At 58.4% G+C, this 19,565-nt stretch carries 16 protein-coding genes; 1 reads left to right on the forward strand and 15 read right to left on the reverse strand.

The annotated features are described in order from the left end of the window. Positions 1–54: 54 nt before the first annotated feature. The 8 genes from C4S63_RS06810 to C4S63_RS06840 form a co-directional block, all read right to left on the reverse strand. Complete coding sequence (locus tag C4S63_RS06810) at positions 55–2,109, reverse strand: BCCT family transporter (RefSeq protein ID WP_062815352.1); 2,055 nt, start codon at positions 2,107–2,109, stop codon at positions 55–57. A gap of 440 nt (positions 2,110–2,549) precedes the next feature. Then, entirely contained in the window at positions 2,550–2,987 is a 438-nt protein-coding gene (locus C4S63_RS06815) for an HIT family protein (RefSeq protein WP_063508395.1), read from the reverse strand. Positions 2,988–3,054: 67 nt separating this feature from the next. Next, a complete protein-coding gene (locus C4S63_RS06820; protein WP_160052730.1) occupies positions 3,055–3,369 on the reverse strand; it encodes an integrase core domain-containing protein in 315 nt (104 codons plus the stop codon). After that, a complete protein-coding gene (locus C4S63_RS17630) occupies positions 3,320–3,898 on the reverse strand; it encodes an IS3 family transposase (RefSeq protein ID WP_146063368.1) in 579 nt (192 codons plus the stop codon). The genes C4S63_RS06820 and C4S63_RS17630 overlap by 50 nt, the downstream gene beginning before the upstream one ends. Before the next feature lie 11 nt (positions 3,899–3,909). Next, a complete protein-coding gene (locus C4S63_RS17430; protein ID WP_146063362.1) occupies positions 3,910–4,092 on the reverse strand; it encodes a hypothetical protein in 183 nt (60 codons plus the stop codon). Next, on the reverse strand, positions 4,007–4,279 hold the full coding sequence (locus C4S63_RS06830) for a transposase (RefSeq protein WP_103917117.1): 273 nt from the start codon (positions 4,277–4,279) through the stop codon (positions 4,007–4,009). Before C4S63_RS06830 ends, C4S63_RS17430 begins: the two co-directional genes overlap by 86 nt. A 121-nt stretch (positions 4,280–4,400) precedes the next feature. Continuing rightward, positions 4,401–5,054 (reverse strand): hypothetical protein, encoded by a 654-nt coding sequence (locus C4S63_RS06835; RefSeq protein ID WP_103917118.1) that lies wholly within the window; start codon positions 5,052–5,054, stop codon positions 4,401–4,403. A 97-nt stretch (positions 5,055–5,151) separates the two neighbouring features. Beyond that, positions 5,152–5,343: a hypothetical protein gene (locus C4S63_RS06840; RefSeq protein ID WP_103917119.1), complete on the reverse strand. Its 192-nt coding sequence runs from the start codon at positions 5,341–5,343 to the stop codon at positions 5,152–5,154. A 325-nt stretch (positions 5,344–5,668) separates the two neighbouring features. On the opposite strand from C4S63_RS06840, the gene C4S63_RS06845 reads away from it, so the two are divergent. Continuing rightward, positions 5,669–6,667 carry an integron integrase gene (locus C4S63_RS06845; RefSeq protein ID WP_103917120.1) on the forward strand — a complete coding sequence of 333 codons (999 nt, stop codon included), beginning with the start codon at positions 5,669–5,671 and terminating at the stop codon, positions 6,665–6,667. An 83-nt stretch (positions 6,668–6,750) separates the two neighbouring features. Here C4S63_RS06845 and gcvPB read toward each other — a convergent pair whose 3' ends face one another. The 7 genes from gcvPB to C4S63_RS06880 form a co-directional block, all read right to left on the reverse strand. Continuing rightward, positions 6,751–8,217 (reverse strand): aminomethyl-transferring glycine dehydrogenase subunit GcvPB, encoded by a 1,467-nt coding sequence (gene gcvPB / locus C4S63_RS06850; RefSeq protein ID WP_062815342.1) that lies wholly within the window; start codon positions 8,215–8,217, stop codon positions 6,751–6,753. Then, positions 8,214–9,572, reverse strand: coding sequence for an aminomethyl-transferring glycine dehydrogenase subunit GcvPA (gene gcvPA / locus C4S63_RS06855; RefSeq protein WP_103917121.1), 1,359 nt, complete (start codon positions 9,570–9,572; stop codon positions 8,214–8,216). Before gcvPA ends, gcvPB begins: the two co-directional genes overlap by 4 nt. A 165-nt stretch (positions 9,573–9,737) precedes the next feature. Beyond that, a complete protein-coding gene (gene gcvH / locus C4S63_RS06860) occupies positions 9,738–10,124 on the reverse strand; it encodes a glycine cleavage system protein GcvH (protein WP_062815340.1) in 387 nt (128 codons plus the stop codon). Positions 10,125–10,374: 250 nt separating this feature from the next. Beyond that, on the reverse strand, positions 10,375–11,454 hold the full coding sequence (gene gcvT / locus C4S63_RS06865; protein ID WP_103917122.1) for a glycine cleavage system aminomethyltransferase GcvT: 1,080 nt from the start codon (positions 11,452–11,454) through the stop codon (positions 10,375–10,377). A gap of 211 nt (positions 11,455–11,665) precedes the next feature. Beyond that, the gene (locus C4S63_RS06870) at positions 11,666–14,617 is read right to left on the reverse strand and encodes an Ig-like domain-containing protein (protein WP_234999957.1); all 2,952 of its coding nucleotides are present in this window, start codon (positions 14,615–14,617) and stop codon (positions 11,666–11,668) included. Between the two features lie 14 nt (positions 14,618–14,631). Beyond that, positions 14,632–15,990, reverse strand: a complete 1,359-nt coding sequence (locus tag C4S63_RS06875; RefSeq protein ID WP_103917123.1) for an OmpP1/FadL family transporter — start codon at positions 15,988–15,990, stop codon at positions 14,632–14,634. A 353-nt stretch (positions 15,991–16,343) separates the two neighbouring features. Next, on the reverse strand, positions 16,344–19,562 hold the full coding sequence (locus tag C4S63_RS06880; protein ID WP_103917124.1) for an Ig-like domain-containing protein: 3,219 nt from the start codon (positions 19,560–19,562) through the stop codon (positions 16,344–16,346). Positions 19,563–19,565: the final 3 nt, after the last annotated feature.

Here is a 19,565-nt window from a genome sequence, read left to right on the forward strand (position 1 = left end):
AGAACGGTGCCCCAACCGGGGCACCGTGTTAAGTGAGACAGCCGGCCAGCCGCCCTACTTTTCCGTTTTTCCCTCATCATCCTCCGGCGGATGGAGCAGGTCATCGTGCTCCCCCATTTCCCAGGGCAACTTGCCGGGGGTGAGATCCAGGAAGTGCAGGTAGTTTTCGAACTGGTCCAGGATGTCGCGAATGATGTCATCCTCGTCATAGCCGAACACATCATAGGAGCGACCACCTCGACGCAGGAATACCTCTGCCCGGTAGTAGTTTTCCTCTTTCATCACCGTGGACGCGCCACCGGCGGTCACGAAGCCGGGCACCGGCTGGCTGACCAGGCGGATGTCATAGACAAAGCCCACATGGCCTTCACGGTTTACCTGCAGTTCCGCGCGAATCAGGTTGTCATCAAACAGCACCCGGGCATCCCAACCCGCTTCTTTCATTTCCTTGACCACCTTTTCCATGCTTTGCATGGCTTTACCGCGAATGAAACCTTCCACATTGTCGCGGCCAGGGAAGTCCATCATGCCTTTCAGACGATGGCGCCACTGGGAACCGGTCAGGTGACGGCGCGTGGCCATGTGCATTTGCAAGCTGGTTTCGCGATGCCCTTCAATCACCAGCGCCCGCCACATGCCCACGGCAGCCAGGATAATGATGATGGCAAAGGGCAAGGCGCTGGCAATGGTCATGGTCTGCAACGCCTGCAAACCACCAGCCAGCAACAACACCGACGCAATGGTCCCTTCCAGCACCGCCCAGAAGACCCGCTGCCAGGCCGGGGTATTGAGCACGCCACCGGAGGCCAGGGAATCCACCACCAGCGAACCGGAGTCGGATGACGTCACGAAGAAGGTGACAATCAACAGGACCGCCAGGAAGGAAATCAAGGTGGACAGCGGCAACTCATCAAACAGCTTGAACAGCGCCACCGCCTTGTCGGTCTGCACATCGCCGACCAGGGTAGTCACCCCTTCATTCATGATCATGTTCAACGCCGTATCCCCGAACACGGAGAACCACAGGAAGGTAAACAGGGACGGCACCAGCATCACCCCCACCACAAACTCGCGGATGGTGCGGCCACGGCTGATCTTGGCAATAAACAGCCCCACAAAGGGCGCCCAGGCGATGGTCCAGCCGAAGATAAACAGGGTCCAGTTACCGATCCAGTCGCTGTGGGTGTAGGCCTGCAGATTGAAGGTCCGCTCGACAATGCCACTCAGGTAGCTGCCGGTGTTCTGCAGGAAACTTTCCAGAATATGAATCGTCGGGCCCACCACGAAGACAAAAGCCATCAACGCCACGGCCAGCACCATATTCAGAATGGACAGGCGCTTCACGCCCTTGTCCATGCCCGCTACCACAGAGACAGTGGCCAGGGCGGTGACAATGGCAATCGCCGTGATCTGCACCCAGGTGGCCACCGGCACACCCCACAGATAATTCAGCCCCGCATTGATCTGCGCCGCGGACAAACCCAGGGTAGTCGCAATACCGAACATGGTGCCGAGAATCGCGAACACATCGATGGCATGACCGATAGGTCCGTAAATACGCTCCCCAATGAGCGGGTAGAACGCCGAGCGCATGGACAGGGGCAAACCATGACGAAACGCGAAGTACGCCATCACCAGGCCCACCAGGCCGTAAATCGCCCAGATATGAAACCCCCAGTGGAAGAAGGCAATCTGCATGGCCTGCTTGGCCGCATCCACGGTCTGCGCAGCACCCGCCGGCGGTTCCGCATAATGCAGCACCGGCTCTGCCACCCCGAAGAACAGCAGCGCAATGCCATAGCCTGCCGAGAACAACATGGCGAACCATTCCGGGAACGAATATTCCGCTTCACCGTGATCTGGTCCCAGTTTGATATTGCCCCAGCGGGTCATGGCCACGCCGACAATAAAAATCAGAAACAGCGCCACCGCCAACATATAGAACCAGCCGAAATTGGCCGTAATCCACGCTTGCGCCGCGCTAAAGGCCTCACCTGCCCGTTCCGGGTCACTGATGGTTCCCACAATGAGAAGAAAGGACACCACAACGGCGGGAATGAAAACCGGAAACAGAATGGTAGAGGAACGTAGCGTGCTTTTGTCCGTCATAATACTCATCCTTGATGACAGGGTTAGCTACAGAAAGACCGGCAAGGCCCCTCCAAAAAAAGTAACCGCCCAATGCTAACAAAAATGAACGCCAGTAATTTTTAAATCCTGTTAGCACTGCCCCGGACCAGGAATGGCATTCATGAAATTTTCACATTGCCGACGGTTGCACTGATAACAACGTACCAGAAAAGGCAGGGAGGACAACAGCAAGTCGAGCTCAATCCGGCATCTTCACCGGAGAAGCCATGCGGCATCCAGACAGAAACTTCCGCGTCAAAAGCGAAGCGCAGGACAGACGAAGTCTGATCCGGAAAGGTGAGCGCAGGAAATGACCGCGGTATGAAGTGAATTTTTCAGTAGCATCGAGGCTGTTGTTTATCAGGGCCAAGGCAGGGGAAAAAGGTGGACACCCAGGCAGTAACGGGCCCCAAAAACCGTTATTTTTCGATCTTGAGTGTGGCCGCAATTTCGTCCATTTTTTCTCTTGATGGAACGGGCAGATTCTTGAAACCAAACCTTACTTCGCCTTCTTTGACGTAAGCCATTTTTCTGAATACGACATCGTAAGGGTGGTTTTGCGGGAACACATTGAAATGGGCGTGCGCAACCCCATAGCCGTGAACTCCCATGCCAACACGACCAGGACTGTACATACTCATTATCTTTTGACCGATCTCAAAGCCGACACCCATAACGTGATTTGCAAGATCTTTGGGTAAGTCGGTGAAGTGGTCAATGTGCTCCTTTGGAAACACAACCGCCGATTCGGGATAGGGTGCATGCAAAGGCACTATCGCTAAACAGACATCATCTTCGTAGATAACGCTGGCCTCAAGATTACCTTCGATTATTTGGCAAAATGGGCAGTGGCTCATTTGACTACCTCAGAGAAATATAACGCTTGCAGCAAGCGCGTTATCTGCTACCACTTTCGTGGACACTTTAGGCACACGCCCGCACATAGCTTGCCGGACTTTGGTACCCAATCCCAGAGTGAAGCCGCTCCCGATTATAGAATTCGATAAACTCAACAATCCCGGCAACCGCTTCAATATCATTGTCAAACTTACGCAGATGAACCAATTCCGTCTTTAGCGTATGGAAGAACGACTCCACCATCGCATTATCCAAGGGCGTTGCCTTTCGGCTCATGCTTCTGCGCATTCCTGCAGCAGCCACCAGATCACGATATTCATGAGCCGCGTATTCAATGCCCTGATCCGAGTGAAACACACAACCCAAGCGAGGCTTGCTCACGTGACAGCGCCATTCGTAGCGCACTCTTGGTCAGCTCACTGTTTCGCTTACGGCTGAATGACCAGCCCACAACTCTGCGGCTATACAGATCCACGACTATCGCGTGATAAAGCCAACCAGAGCCCGTTCGGATATAGGTAAAGTCTCCGGCCCAGTGCTTGCCCTCACAATCAGCGGATTCCTCCGCCCCCAGCACATTCCCCGCTGAACTGTAGAACTCATGTCTTCCCGGATTCCAGACGTACAACCCTTTGCTGGAAGCATGGATCCCGGCCTCTTTCATCAACCGGGATACCCGACGGACACTGCAGATGAAGCCGTTTTTACGGAGTTGCTGATGAAGTCGTCTGGCGCCATAGGCTCGCCGAAACCCCTGATGCAGCTCGACCATGGCCTCTTTCAGCTTTCCATCATACTGGCTTCGCTCACTCTCAGACCGTGAACGCCAGGCATAATAGCCACTCCTCGACACGCCAAGAAGCTGACATAAACGACGCACATCCCGGCCTTGGCGGTTCTTCTCAACCAGCTCGTAGAGCCTTACTTTTTCCGCTGGAAGAACCGCTCGGCCTTTTTTAGTAAATCAATCTCGTCGTTACGGTTCTCAAGCTCGCGCTCAAGCTTTTTGATGCGTTTTTCAGCCGCCGCCAGCTTCTCCTCTGCTTCTTTTGCAGGATCCGCTCTCTTGGCGCGACGTTCCGGGGATGGCGGTGACGATTTCATGTGCTTGTTCCCCCTGAGCTCCCCTCGTCGGTGCTCCAGTCTGCCAGCGATAAAGCATGACCGGGTGGATACCCAGAGACTCTGCCACATCCTTGGATCTAACGTCAGGGTGATTCGCTAATTTAACGGCTTGGAGTTTATAAGCCAGGCTATAACGGTCGTAATTTCTCTTTCTTGTCTGCCCCACACTGCACCTCTCTTATGAACAGAAAACTCTGTCCACAAAAGTGGCTACAGATCAGCAGCTGAAACGGAGCGAAGCGCAGTGTAAGCTGTCCGGCGCCATGGGCGCGTAGTTGATTGATTTGTTAGGCATTGATTCTTGCCATGAGCTCTGCAAAAGATATTTCATCAACATCTCTATTTGTCCAAGCCAAGGTGACGCGTGCAGCCTTCAGCGCATCTATCAGATTCGATATTACCTCAGCACTTCCGTTTGTATGTATATAAAGCTTTCTGAGAGTCTTATCTTTTGGCTTTTTGCCTTCAGGAAGTTTCTTAATTCCAATAAGATTTGTTTTATCTGCTTCATCCACAACATTAACCAAATTCGGCGCTACTTGAGGCCAAACCTCTCTGATTTTATCTAGCTTACTCTGAAGCGGAAGTTTAACTGGTATTTGACGATTTAACTCTTCCAAAAATCTCTCAAAGCTGAATTCTCTGCCACCTCCGACCAGCATTAATTCGTTGATGATTGCTTCTTTGTCTTGTTCTTTAAAATAGATAATGAAGTCACCATTTATATGGCTCCCATAAGCTTTCAGCTCAAGAAAAACTTGGGTGTTCCTTAATTGCACAAACAGCCTGTCTTTGGACTCTTTATCTTCTTTTGAAAAGAACATCATAAATACAAATCGGCCGCGACCATGAACCATTTCAAAAGCTAGAGTTGGCTCGGAGCGACGAAGAGACTCATTATATATAGCCTCTAGGCCAGAAAAATTAAATTTAAAACTCATAACTATCCTTGTGGGTAACTCGGATGCCTAACGCCGCCAGCAGGCGCGCCGCATTTTGGCGTCGCCCTGCCTGGCTTTGTTAGCTCAAAGCCTAAATTTATATTGTTTTGTCGTATGGCTGGAGTGTTCCATTTTCTTGGCGGAGAGCATACTGCCTACGGATCATCTCCTTGCCTTCTTCAACAGATATTCCAAGCTCTTCGCAGTGCGCAGGAAGAATTGATTCGCCGCCGCCATCTCTGTATGCGAGATAGACGCTTTCTTCCTTGCTCAATTCCATTTCTGACATTCTTCTCTCCTTTTAGTAGCTAACAGCGTATTCAGTCGAACGGTTCGACATATCTTTTTTCGACATAATTCTTGACAGACTACGCGATAAAATGCCGAAAAATCCATAACTCTCAGGGCCTTAATGAAAAAATGAGAACCCTTCCTGTTTGACAAAACTCGAACAAGCGGCCTATTTCCGGAGATTCCAAGCATATTTAAGTCGCAAGCCGAACCAAATATCAACGATTTAGCAAACTTTAAGACATCTCCTACAGGCATTTACGCCCCTTTCTGTTGAGCACGGCCTCGTCTGACCGCAGCCTGCTACGAGACAGGAGAGCGTCATGAATAACAGAACCAGAGATATTCCAGTTTCCATTCCAGACAATCCGGTAAGGCTGCTTGACCAGTTTCGCGCTTGGCTACGCACCAACCATTATCGTTATCAAACTGAACGGACTTATGTTCATTGGGTCATTACCTATATCCGTTACCATGGCCGCAGGCACCCCCGCGAAATGAGCGCGCCGGAAATACAAGCCCTCCTGACTTATCTCGCTGCACAGCGGCATTGCAGCCCGGCCACGCAGAAGATTGCCCTGAATGCATTGAACTGCTTCTATCGCAAATTCCTCAAAATTGATTTCCCGGCCTTGAACTTTCGCCAATCACGCAAGTATCGCAGGCCTCCCGTTGTTTTTACTGATGAGGAGGCACGGTCCATCATTGAGCAGTTAACCGATCCATTCAAGCTGATGGCAGAGCTTATGTATGGTTCCGGATTACGGGTTTCTGAAGCCTTGAGACTGAGAATCAAGGATATTGATTTCGGCCAGGGCCAGCTCATTGTGCGCGAAGGAAAGGGAAACAAGGATCGCGTCACCGTACTTTTCAGCCAGTTATATGACCGCCTGAAGATCCAGATCGACTTGGCCACCAGTTATTACAAACAGGACAGGGAGAATGGGGTTGGCCCTGCCTGGATGCCCTATGCGCTGGCGAGAAAGTATTCCGGTGAAGGCTCGCAATTGGGCTGGCAATTCATCTTCCCGTCCCGCGAACCTGCCCGAGACCCACAGACTGGGATTATTCGCCGCCACCACCATCACCCCGACACTATTCGCAGACAGATAAAGAATGCCGCCCAGGAAGCCGGGATTGTTAAACTCTGCGGCCCACACACTTTCAGACATTCGTTTGCAACAAGGCTACTGGAGAACGGCTATGACATCCGCACAGTGCAGGAGCTACTGGGGCACAGCGATGTATCCACTACCGAGCGCTATCTGCATGTGATGAATCGGGGTGGGCTGGGGGTGATCAGTCCGTTGGATCGGGGGTGAGAGGGGAATAAAAAAGAACCCGGCATTCGCCGGGCTCTTGTTCGCCATGCGAGCATGGCTCCTACGGTTGTTGTGACCCGAAATCAGTCTGTCCAGGTCAGGTCCAGTTCTCTGGCTGCCTTTACGTCATCCAGGCGACGCACCGGTTGGGTGAAGGGCGCTTCCTTGACCCTATCCGGTTCGGTGCGCGCTTCTTCCAGGATGGCGGCCATGGCATCCACGAACGCGTCCAGGGCTTCCTTGCTTTCGGTTTCGGTGGGCTCGATCAGGAAGCACTCCGGCACCAGCAGCGGGAAGTAGGTGGTCGGCGCGTGCTGGTTGTAGTCCAGCAGACGCTTGGCGATATCCATGGCGGTGACACCCAGCTCTTTCGCTTCTTTGGCAAAAGTGAGAATGAACTCGTGGCTGGCGCGGCGATCCGGGTAGGCGGCGGTGCAGCCCACGGCCTCCAGTCGCTTGAGCAGGTAGTTGGCCGCCAGGGTGGAAAACTCACCCACGCGGATCATGCCTTCGCGGCCCAGGGAACGGGCGTAGAAGTAGGCGCGCAGCAGCACACCGGCGTTGCCCATGAAGGCACTCAGGTGGCCGATGCTGGTATCCAGGGTATCGGTGTCGATCCAGTGGTAGCTGCCGTCATCGCGCTGGCCCGCCATGGGGGTGGGCAGGTAGGGCAGCAGGCGCTCGGACACACCCACCGGGCCGGCACCGGGACCGCCCCCACCGTGGGGAGTGGCGAAGGTCTTGTGCAGGTTCATGTGGATCACGTCGAAACCCATGTCACCGGGACGCACCTTGCCGAGGATGGCATTCAGGTTGGCGCCATCGTAGTAGAGCAGGCCGCCGGCTTCGTGGACGGCTTTGGAGATGGCTTCGATCTGCCGCTCGAATACGCCGCAGGTGCTGGGGTTGGTCATCATCAGACCGGCAGTCTGCGGACCGCAGGCGGCTTTCAACGCTTCCAGGTCCACGTCGCCATCTTTGCCGACGGGCACTTCGCGCACCTTGTAGCCACACATGACCGCGGTGGCCGGGTTGGTGCCGTGGGCGGCTTCCGGGATCAGGATCTCGGTACGGCCTTCATCACCGCGGGCATCGTGGTAGGCGCGGATCATGGCCACGCCGGCGAATTCGCCCTGGGCGCCGGCCATGGGGGCGAGAGACACGCCCTTCATGCCGGTCACTTCCTTGAGGAAGTTTTGCAGCTCGAACATGCAGCTGAGGAAACCCTGGCTGTGGCTTTCCGGCGCCAGCGGGTGACGGTTGAGGAAGCCCGGCAGCATGGCGGCCCGGTTGGCACCGCGGGGGTTGTACTTCATGGTGCAGGAGCCCAGCGGATAGAACTGCTTGTCGATGGCGAAGTTCTTGCTGGACAGGTTGGTGTAGTGACGCACCACCTGCATTTCCGACACTTCCGGCAGGCCCGGCTTCTGCTTGCGACGCAGGTGCGCGGGAATCGCCGACAGCTTATCGTCGCTGAGGGCTTTGGGCGCCTGGGAGGTGGCACTACGACCCGGGTGAGACAGTTGGAAAATCAGTTGTGTCTCGCTCATGCCAGCACCTCCTTAAGAGCAACGGCAAACAAATCAAGATCGCCTTCACTATGGACTTCGGTGGCGTTCACCAGGATGGCGTTGCTCATGCCATAGTCTTTCGCCAGGCTGACGCCACCCAGCACGTCCTTCTCGGCCAGGGCCGCCAGCACTTCGCCCGCCGGTTTCGGCAGGGTGAGCACCACTTCGTGGAAGGTGGGCGCGGTAAAGGCGCGTTCCACACCGTCGATGGCGGTGAGCTTGTCGGCCAGCGCCTGGGTATTGGCGTGGCAGTGGGCGGCCACGTTAGTGAGGCCGTCCGGTCCCAACAGGGAGGTGTAGATGGTGGCGGCGGTCATGGCCAGGCCCTGGTTGGTACAGATGTTACTGGTGGCCTTGGAACGGCGGATGTGCTGTTCGCGGGCCTGCAGGGTCAGGGTAAAGCCCTGCTTGCCTTCCATGTCCACGGTGCGGCCGATGATGCGGCCCGGCATCTGGCGCACGTGCTTCTGTTTGCAGCACATGAAGCCGAAGTAGGGACCACCGGAGGACAGCGGCACGCCCAGGGGCTGGCCCTCGCCAACCACGATATCGGCACCCTGCTCGCCCCATTCGCCGGGCGGCGTAATCAACGCCATGGCAGTGGGATTCACCACCGCTATCACCAGCATGCCGTTGGCATGGGCCCAGTCGGTGAGTGCATCCACCTCTTCCAGGCTGCCGAAATAGTTGGGCTGACTGATCACCAGTGCGGCAAAGTCTTCGCCTTCGTGGGGCTTGAGGGCATCGATCAGGGTCTGCCCTTTTTCCTGGCAGAAGGGCACGGTTTCCAGGGCCACATCCTGGTTTTCCACGATGGCCTTGGTGGCGCTGGTGTAGCGCGGATTCAGAGCCGCCGGTACCAGCACCTTGCGGGACTTGCTCTTGCGGTTGGCGCGCAAGCTCATCAACACCGCTTCAGCCAGACCGGAGGCGCCGTCGTAGACGGAGGCGTTGCTCACGTCCATGGCGGTGAGCCGCGTCATCAGGGTCTGGAATTCATAGATCACCTGCAGGGTGCCCTGGCTCGCTTCCGCCTGGTAAGGCGTGTAGGCGGTGTAGAACTCACCGCGAGTAGCAATCTCCCATACCGCCGCCGGGATGTGGTGCTGGTAGGCACCGGCACCGATAAAACTCACCGCACCGGCGTCCATGGCCGCGCGCTCGCTCATCAGCCGGGTCACTTCCATTTCACTGAGGCCGTCGGGCAGAGCGTCGAGCTTGCCGGCGGCTTTCAGGTGCGCGGGGATTTCATCGAACAGGTCTTCGATGCTGTCGGCGCCGATGGCGTCGAGCATGGCGCGCACGTCATCGGGGGTATGGGGGATATACGGCATTGGGGTACCTGGATAGGTTGGGTGTTGGCTTTGAGTCCACAGCGCTTAACTGGCGGTGAAGACTAGCTACAAGCTGCAAGCTTCAAGCTGCAAGGAAAACCTGTTTTGGGGTTTAGCTTGCAGCTTGTGGCTTGTAGCTTGCCGCTGCGAATAATCGCTACGCGATTATTCGCTCTCGATCTGCGCCTGGTACTGGTCGGCGGTGAGCAGGTTGTCCAGATCGGTTTCTTCGCTCATCTGGATCTTGAACAGCCAGCCGCCTTCATAGGGGGCGTTGTTGACCAGTTCCGGCTCGTCTTCCAGTGCCTCGTTGATCTCGATGACCTCACCGGCCACGGGCGCGTAGATGTCGGAGGCGGCCTTCACGGACTCCACCACACCGGCTTCGTCACCGGCGGCCACGACCTGGCCCACTTCCGGCAGCTCTACATACACCAGGTCGCCCATGGCGTCCTGGGCGTGCTCGGTGATGCCGACAGTGACCACGCCGTCGTCGTTCTTGGCCCATTCGTGGCTGGCGGCATAACGCAGCTCGGCTGGAATCTCGCTCATTGTTGTCTCCTGTTGAGAGTCGCTTGCTTGCGGCACGCTTTACGCCTGCACGCTGAAAGTTGTTCCGTAGGAGCGTCGCTGGCGGCGCGATAGTCAACGCATTGAATCGCGCGGCCAGCGACGCTCCTACAGCCTGTCTTGTCACCTTTTCATCTTGAGCGGCACCGCCGCTTGTTGCCTTCGGCATTTCCGCGCTGCTGCAACACGGTTTCGCCGCACGCGTGATGCATGGCAGCGAATAGCGTGCACGTTAAAGCGCTTTGTAAACCGCCTGGCCGTTGCGCACGAAAGGCGGTTTGACCACCTGGGCAGGCTGGCGCTTGTTACGGATTTCCACGTCCACCTTGCCGGTGGCACCAGCGGGCAGCCGGGCCAGGGCGATGGATTTGCCCAGGGTGGGTGAAAACGTACCGCTGGTAATTTCGCCTTGCTCGCCATTGGGCAACAACACCTGCTGGTGGGCACGCAGTACGCCCTTGCCTTCCAGCACCAGGCCAACGAGCTCTCCGTGGCCATTTTGTTGCTGGTTGAGCAGCGGCTGGCGACCGACGAAATCCCGGTCATTGAGGACCAGGGTCCACCCCATGTTGGCTTCCCACGGGGTGATGCTCTCGTCCATGTCGTTGCCGTACAGGTTCATGCCGGCTTCCAGACGCAGGGTATCCCGGGCGCCCAGGCCGATGGGTGCAACACCCGCGTCCAGCAACTGCCCCCACAGTGTGACGGCATCATTGCCGGGCAGCATGATTTCCACGCCGTCTTCCCCGGTATAGCCGGTGCGGGCGATCATCCACTCGCCATCTTCGGCAAACCCGAAGACTTTCAGGGTATTCACGGCCTCGGCACGGGCACCGCTGAGCAGACCGGCCACCAGGCTGCGGGCCTGGGGGCCCTGGATGGCAAGCATGGCCAGGCCCGCCCGCTCGCGGATATCCACGGCAAATCCGCCCGCGTGTTTTTCCATCCACGCCAGGTCGGTCTCGCGGGTGGCGCAATTTACCACCAGACGGTAGTCATTGTCCCGCTTGTAGGCGATCAGGTCATCGATGACGCCGCCGCTGTCATTGAGCATGGCACTGTACAGGGCACGGCCCGGGGTGACGCGGTCCACGTCGTTGGCCAGCAGGTGGCGCAGAAAGTCCCGCGCACCGGCCCCGGCAATATCCACCACGGTCATATGGGAAACGTCGAATACGCCGGCGTGCTGGCGCACCGCGTGGTGCTCCTCGATCTGGGAGCCATAGTTGATCGGCATGTCCCAGCCGCCAAAGTCGACCATCTTGCCGCCGGCCGCCAGGTGCGCGTCGTACAGAGCTGTGCGATGACCCATATAAACACCACTATTCAAATGAGGGGCAATTATATCGGCCCGAGGCCGGGGGGCATAGGCTGGCGGCATGGACAGGGCCGGATTGGCCGGATGTCTGATCTGATTCGGAGAGAAAAAGCGGCCGCACCCGCAGGGCATAGCAGACGACCGCTCCCACAGTCCAGCACCGGGCTGAAATGTGGGAGCAGCCATTCGACTGCGGGGACGGCGGTTACTTGATGGACCCGCTCTGGTAGGTCAGGTTGACACCGCCAGCAGGAATCTGCAGGTCGATGGTGGCCGCGCCGCCGCCAATGCTGACATCAATGTTCTGGGCATTGAGGCTGAGCAGACCGATCACCAGGCGCCCGTCGGGCAGGAACGTCAACGGGCCTCTCAGCTGCAGATCGTTGAGCTCCAGGCTGTGCAGGTTGTGCGGCAGCCCCAGCGGCGCTTCCATTTCCGGGGCATCCAGAAACAGGTCCAGGGTGGTCTCGAAGGTCAGTGAATTGCCGTCGTGACGGATATAGCCGCGCACCGGCTCGGTACGATTACCATTGCCGTCATCCGCATAGCGGGCCCGCATCACCAGCGGCTCGGTGGGCACTTCCGGCTCCACCAGGCCGAGAATCTGCGCATAGACACTGCTGTTGGTGGTCATCAGCACCGGCGGGTAGAGCAGCACTTCCACTGCCTGCTCGTCCTCGTTCCAGCCGAGGATATCCACGTTGATGCCACCGTTCAGGTAGGTGAACTTTTCTTCGGGACAGCTCTGGTTCAGTGGGCAGCCCACGTTGGCGCCGGTGGCCAGGCCGCCAGTGTCGGTGACAAACAGGGAGGCCGCATTGGTGGGCGTGGGGTACTCGCCGCTGCCCGGCGGGTCTTCCACCGCTTTCTGTTCATCCGCGTCCAACTCGAAGTTGGCATTCACATCCGCCTTGGGCAGGTTGCGCAGCGGCAGGAACACATTGCCCGTGGCCGGGGCGCCGGTGAAGGCGATGGCCATGTCCGGACCGCCCTCATTGGCGGCCGGGGCCAGCAACTGGGCGGTCTGCAAAGGCATACCGGCCAATGAGCAGATCACCCCCTGGCCGCAGCCGGTGCTGGCGTGGGAGCCGAGGACGTACTGGTACAAGACGCCCTTTTCCCAGGGCTGCGCGGGCATCACCGTCAGGCTGCGGCTATTGCGCGACAGATAAGCCGGCACCGCTTCCAGACAATTGCCGCTGGCATCAATCTTCTCCACCCGGACACTACCCTCCCCGCAGGCCTCACCGAGCACCATGCTGGTGGTATCCATATCCTGGGAAAACTGGACCTCAATGGGGCGGTTGGCGGGCATCTCGACCACTGGCAACAGATCGCCGGCCTGATTCTGGAAAGCGCTGGCGCACTGACCCTGGATACCGTTGCCCAAATCCCGGCTCGGCGGGTTCACCGCGCAGGCAAAACCCGGGTACACGGTGGCGGCATAAGGGGTTCGCGGCGCATCCGGGCTGTAGTCGGGCATGCTGAACAGCAGGGTTTCCGGTGTGGCCGGGTTACCGTACAGGTCTTCCACGCCGTCGGTGAGCGTTACCTGATACTCGGTGCCGAATGCCAATGGCTGTTCCGGGGTGAGAATCAGCGAGGCCCCATCCAGGACCCACTGGAACGGCACCGGCGCACCCTGGTCGGTGAGCGTCACGCTGACGCCGGCTTCAATGCTGTCCTGGTCCGGGGTCTCGCTCAGGTTGAGCACGATCGGATCGCCGGGACGGAAACGGTCGGCATAATCACCGGGTTGCCAGCTTTGCAGACTGGGGCCGGTGATATCCACCGGTGGCTCGGGGGCGTTTTCCTGATCCTGGTAGGACTCCATGTGGAAGCTGAGCACGCCAAAGGCGGTTTCGATACCGAGCACTTCCGGCTCCACCACACCCAGGGCGTCGATGATCATGCGCCCTTCTTCCACGATGGCGCGGCCCACCAGTTCCACCTGCACCAGACTCTGGGTAAAAGCGCCATTGGCCCGGGAGTCGGCAGTGGAAAAAGCCAGGTCCAGAGTCAGCATGATGCGGCGTGGCGCTTCCGGCTGTTCGCTGTAAGGGGCCGGCAGCAGGTAGCCGGTGGCATCGGACAGGAAGCTGACGGTCACCTCGCCGGAATCAAACCCGGCGGGCAGCTGGCCGCCGATCAATACCTCCAGCGGCTCACCGGACAGCAGCGATCCCTTGCGAATTCGCAGCGGCGAGGCATCCGGAAAGTTGGGGATAAACGCCAGGTCGGCAAACACATCACCGGACAGTTTCGATACCGTGGTGTTACCCAGCAGGCGGGCAATCAGCGGGACACAGTTGATCGGCGCACCGGACAGCGGCGACAGCGTCACACCATCCTCGTTGCAGCCTTTGACCGGATCGGCCGCCATGGCTTCCAGGGCCAGGGTTTCGCGGGGCTCGGAGTCCTGCGGGTTCACGGCAAACTCGGTGTCGCCGCTCAGGGCAGTGCCAAAACGGCTACTCAGGGCAGCATCCAGCACCAGTGTATAGGGCTGGCCCGGTTGCAGGTCGGCGGCCGGGTCCACGCTGAGACGGTTACCGCCAACCAGGGCCGTGGCCTCAACCAGGGCGCCACCACTTGCTTCCAGTCTCACGGTGGTGCCGTAATCCACGGTGGCCGCATCCAGCGGCTGACTAAACTGCAGGTGCAGGGTGGAAAAATCCATCAGCGGTTGTGCCTGATCACCGGATGGCGCAACCCGCGTGACCGAAAACGCCTGGGCCTGCTGCTGCTCGCTGGCCGGCCCCTTGCCGGCACTGGCGGTGGTAAAGGCCAGCTCGCCGTCACTGAAGCCGGCCAGAGTCATGCCTGTCAGTTCCAGCCGGTAGTCACTGTTGAACGCCAACGGCACCTGGGGGGTAATCACCAGGGACCGCTCCTGGTCAGCCCGGGACAGCACCACATCCACCGGACCGTCCGGCCCGATCAGGCTCACATCCTGATCGTCCAGAGCCGGCGGCTCGGAAAACTGCACCACCACCGGCGCATGGACCGACACGCCGGTCTGTGCGTCTGCGGGATAGCTGTAGTACACCTGCCCTTTTTTGCGGGCACTGTAATCCACCGTTTGCTCACTGCCACCGCCGCCGCAGGCGGCCAACAGGGACGCGGCGGCAATCAGGGAAAATATGCGCAACATCATGCTTGCCTCCGCACTCAGAATTTCAGGGTCAGGGAACCACTGAAGACATGGACGTCACCGTCCGCTTCCACCCGTTCGCTGGGCTGCGGAAAGGCGGCGGACTGGGTGTCATAGATATCGAACTCCCGGGCTTCCAGCTTCTGGTATTGGTAGCCCACATCCAGACGCACCGGGTAAGCCAGCAACCACGGCTCCTTGAATTCAGCGGAGGCGCCCAGGCCCACAATCCACTTGTCGGTATCCAGATAGTTCACGTCCACGGAAGCATCGGAATCCAGCGGCGACTCGCTGAACGCCAGCCCGCCCCGCAGGGTAAAGGTATCGTTGAGGCGGTATTCCGTGCCTACTCGCGGGATCACCACATCCTTGAAGCGAAGCTGGCCCACGTCACCGTTAACGGTCTGGTCCTTGATGGTGTCGCGCTCGAACTCCTCTTCCAGGGCGGACCACTCCTGCCATTCCACACTGACGCCGGTGCGCCAGCGACCGGCCTGGTAGTGCATGCCGCCGCTGAGGATATTGGGCTGGTAGGAATCCAGGGTGTTGATGGCCAGCATCAGGCCCGGGCTGGAAATTACCCCGGGGATCACCGCATTGGCGTTCACTTCCGTCTTGGTATTGGAATAGCCGCGATAGGCCAGCGCGGTTTCCAGACCATTGAACCAGCAGTCGTCGCCTTCGGCGCAGAAGGTCTCGCCCCAATCCATGTTGATGCCGAAGATCGGCCGGATAGCGGGCTTGGCGGACACTTCCAGTTTTTCATAGCGGGTGTTACCGGCCAGGTCCGTGGTGGCGGCCAGGTCGGCTTCGGCATGCAGGGTAATCCGGGCGGTGGCACCCACGTCGATCCCCCGCCACAGCTGGGTGGCACCGCCCAGATTCAGAAACAGGGGCTGACGGCCATACTCGAAGTACTGCCCTTCCTGGGAGGTCTGGGATTCGAAGGCGAGCATTTCCTCACCGTATTTTTCCACGCCCAGCATCAGGCCCAGATAGAGCGGATGATCGTATTGGGTCAGCGAGGTCAGATCGGTCTTCATGCCGATCAGCACATGCTGGGAGGGAGAGTCCTGAATCACATCACCGTTCCGTACCGGCGCATCCGCGCCGCCCAGGCTGTTGGCGCGCAGCTCATGGTCCGCGTGCATGAAACCGGCGGTGAGTTCGCCGCGCGAATCCTTGGCCAGATAGGCCGGGTTGTAATAGGTGGCTGAGGTCTGGCTGTTGAACAGGCTCAGGGCCTGAGCGGTGGCCAGATCGAAAGGCAACACGCCGTAGGTGGTACCGATGTTACCCATGCTGCCCATGGCAACAGACTGCATCAGCAAACCGCCGGCAACGACGGCAGCGCGTCCCTTGAATGAAACAGACATTGTGCACTCCTGATTTCTTTTTCTGTGTCGCGGGGGTGGCGACAGGGGGATGACACCCTAGTCAGGAGTACACAGGCATTCACATAGGAAGAAAGCGGTAATCGGCGTAATCCGCGACAGATATACGTAAAATTGTTGAAAACAGTGATGCACTTGGCAGGAGAAAGGGGCGCCACGTCCGGCACGAATGTGCCAAAAAGTCGGCAGCGGCCAGGGCACAGATCAGGATATCGGGGTCGTCCGGGCTTCGCCTTGCCAGCAAGGCGCCAACGGGTCGAGGATATCTGCTTCAGGGAAAACAAAAAAAGCCCCGGACAAGCCGGGGCATATTTCAAGGAACTACTGGAGAGAAATCACTGAATGGATGCGCTCTGGTAGCTGAGGTTGATGCCGCCCGGCGGAATCTGCAGCAACACCTTGCCACCATCGAAACCGGCCAGGGTGATCTCCAGGTCCACATCCAGGGCTTCCTGGCTTTGCAGACCGATGAACAGGCGCCCATCGGGCAGGAAGTCCAGCGGCCCTTCCAGTTGTACATTGTCGATGGGCAGGCTCTTCACATTGTGCTCCAGACCCAGCGGCAGGCTCAGTGCCGGGGCATCGAACAGCAGGTCGAACTGGATACGGAACACCAGGCCATCCGGGGTATCCACGATAAGGCCTACCGGCGGCACGGTGCGCGGGCTGTTCGGATCATTGGGATCTTCCGGCTCGTAGCGCACCCGCAAGATGTTGGGGCCGGTGGCGGTGGGCACAGGTGCCAGGCCGATGTTGTCCAGCCCGACCGCCTCAATGAGGTTATCGATGCCAGTGGCACCCAGCAGCCCATCCACAACACCCTGAAGCAGGTCACCGACCACCGGGATAATACCGAGCAATCCACCGGTTTCATCATCCGAGGTCAGTCGCAGACCAATAACCGCCGTCGCATCCAGGTTGGTCAAGGCCACGGCAGTAGGATAGATCACCACGGGGACACCCTGGTTTTCGGCATCGAAATCCAGAATTTCCGTATTCAGCAACCCGGTGATGTAAATGATCTTGTCACCGTCACACTGGGTGGGCTCACCACTGGCTACGTTGTCAAAACCGCAACCGGTATTGGCGTAAGCCACCAACCCTTCCCCACCGGTACCGCGAGGCACAATCATGGTGGCATTGGCCGGTGTATTGGCCGGATCAATGGTATCCCCGGTCAACACCGGTTCGTTGCTGTCGATCTGGAAGTTGTTGTTCACATCAGCACTGGGCAGGTTACCCAGCTCCTGGAAGATGGTATCTACAGCGGTTTCACCCCGGAACAGAATCTCCATGTCAGGGCCACCGTCTTTCAAACCGCCACCGAGCAACGGAGCCGTTTGCAGGGGAAGCCCGTCGGCGGAGCAGATGCCGGCACAACCGGTACCGCCACCATTTCCGGCCATCACATAACGGTACAGGGTGTCACCGGTGTCATCCCAGGGCTGATTGGGTGTAAAGGTGAAGCCACGGGTTTCTACTGTGAGCTCACCCTCCACATCAACCCAGGTGCCGTTGTCGTCCGCTTGTACCAACACGGTATCGCCAAGCACCAGGGTGCTCGGGTCCATGTTCTGGGAGAAACGCACCTTGACCGGGCGGTTGGCCGGCAACCCAACGATGGGCAGCTGGTCAATCACAACCTGATCCGCTTCCGGACTGGAAGACACACACACGCCTTGAGTGCCGGCGTCAATTTCGCCCTGGCTGGCAGTGCTGCTGGCGCAAGGGAAGCCCGGGTAAACGGTGGACGCGAACGGCCCACGGCGAACATCGTCGCCACCGTCATCCACCACGTATTCCGGCAGGGTGAAGTCCAGGGAGTTGTCGCCTTCCAGAGAGTCGAGCATCTGTAGCGGGTTACCGGCCAGGTCGGTGATTTCCGGTGTGGTGGTCACCACATATTCCACGCCGTATTCCACCGGGCTATCCGGGGTAATCACCAGCGCATTACCGCTGAGTTCCCAACTGAAGGGCTCGGCAACGCCACCTTTGCTGAGCATCAGCGAAGTGCCCGCGTTGATGCTTTGCGGCTCCAGAGCTTCGCTGAAGTGAATAACAATGGGCTCACCCGGTTCCATGCGGTCTGCCACATTACCCGGCTGCCAGGACAATTCCGGGCCGTTATCCCCATTCAGAACGGGAACGATGGGATTCACGGAATCGATCGGCTGGACCGGCGCATTTTCCTGATCCAGATAAGACTCCATACGGAAGCTGAGCACGCCGTAGCTGTTTTCCACACCCAACACGCGCGGCTCTACCACGGTGATGGCATCGGTATTGAGCTGGCCATCTTCAATCAGGCCGGTGCCCACCAGCTCCAGATGCATCAGGTTCTGGGTAAACGCCCCATTGGCGCGGGCGTCGGAGGTGGAGGTAGCCACATCCATCATCAGCCGCAGCTGCTTGGGCGCATCATCGCTTTCGGCATTGGGGTTGGGAAACAGGTAACCGGTAGCATCGGAAATGATCTGTACGGTCACTTCCCCGGAATCAAAGCCCACCGGCACTTCACCACCGATAAACACTTCCAGCGCATCACCGGTAAGAATGCCTCCCTTCTTCACTCGCAGCGGGGTCACTTCCGGGAAATTGGGTGCAAAGGCAAGCTCGGCATACACGTCACCGGACTGCTTGGACACGGTCTTGTCCTGCAGCAGGGTGCCGATCACCGGTACGCAGTTGATCGGCTGGCCGGTCAGGTCAGAGGTGATCACCCCTTCATCCAGACACCCCAGGGAATCATCCGCCGGGGGCGCATTGGTGACCAGTACTGCCCGCTCACCGGTAGTCGGCGAGGTGGTGTCCTGGGGCACGGTGGAATGGGTAAAGGCCGCAATGGTTTCACCGGACTGGCTCATCACACCACTGACGCCCAGCTCATAGGTCTGACCGGGGGTCATGTCTTCCTGGGGGTCCACGGTAATGGCGGTGCGCCCTACCAGCAATTGCGCGGGTACCAGCTCGCCATTGCTCATCAGGCTGACCGTTTCACCATAGACCGCCGTGGAGGCATCAATGGATTTGGTGGTACGCAGCCGGAAACTGGAGAAATCCATGCTTTCGAACTGGTCGTCATCCGGGAAGATGGATTCCACTTCGAAGCTGGCGGCGGTCTGCTGGGTATCCAGCGGTCCTTCCAGAGCGGCGCGGGTAGTGAAATTGAGCTCGCCGTCCTTGAAAGTGGTGGTTTCACCGAGCACGGTGACGCCATTCATGACCACCGTGTAATCCGTTGCCGGAGACAGTGCATCCACAGGCGTCAGCACCACACCCCGGCCATCTGCCACGGATTCCAGGGTGAAGGCCACATCCGCGCCATCCGCATCCTGGAACACGAAATTATCTGCCGTGGCCGATACGGTATGGCTGAACTGTAAGGCCACAATGGCACGCGGTGCCACCTGGTTCTGGTCATCCAGCGGGTAGGTGTAGTGCAGGTTGCGTGCGTTGAAGGTGGGTGTATCGAAACTCACCCTGTCCTTGTCCCCGCCACAGCCTGCCACCGCAAGGGCGGTCAGTGCTGTCAGGGCGATATTATTCTTTTTCATGGA

Origin of the sequence: Alcanivorax sp. DSM 26293 (assembly GCF_900107995.1) — a bacterium.
GTDB lineage: Bacteria > Pseudomonadota > Gammaproteobacteria > Pseudomonadales > Alcanivoracaceae > Alcanivorax.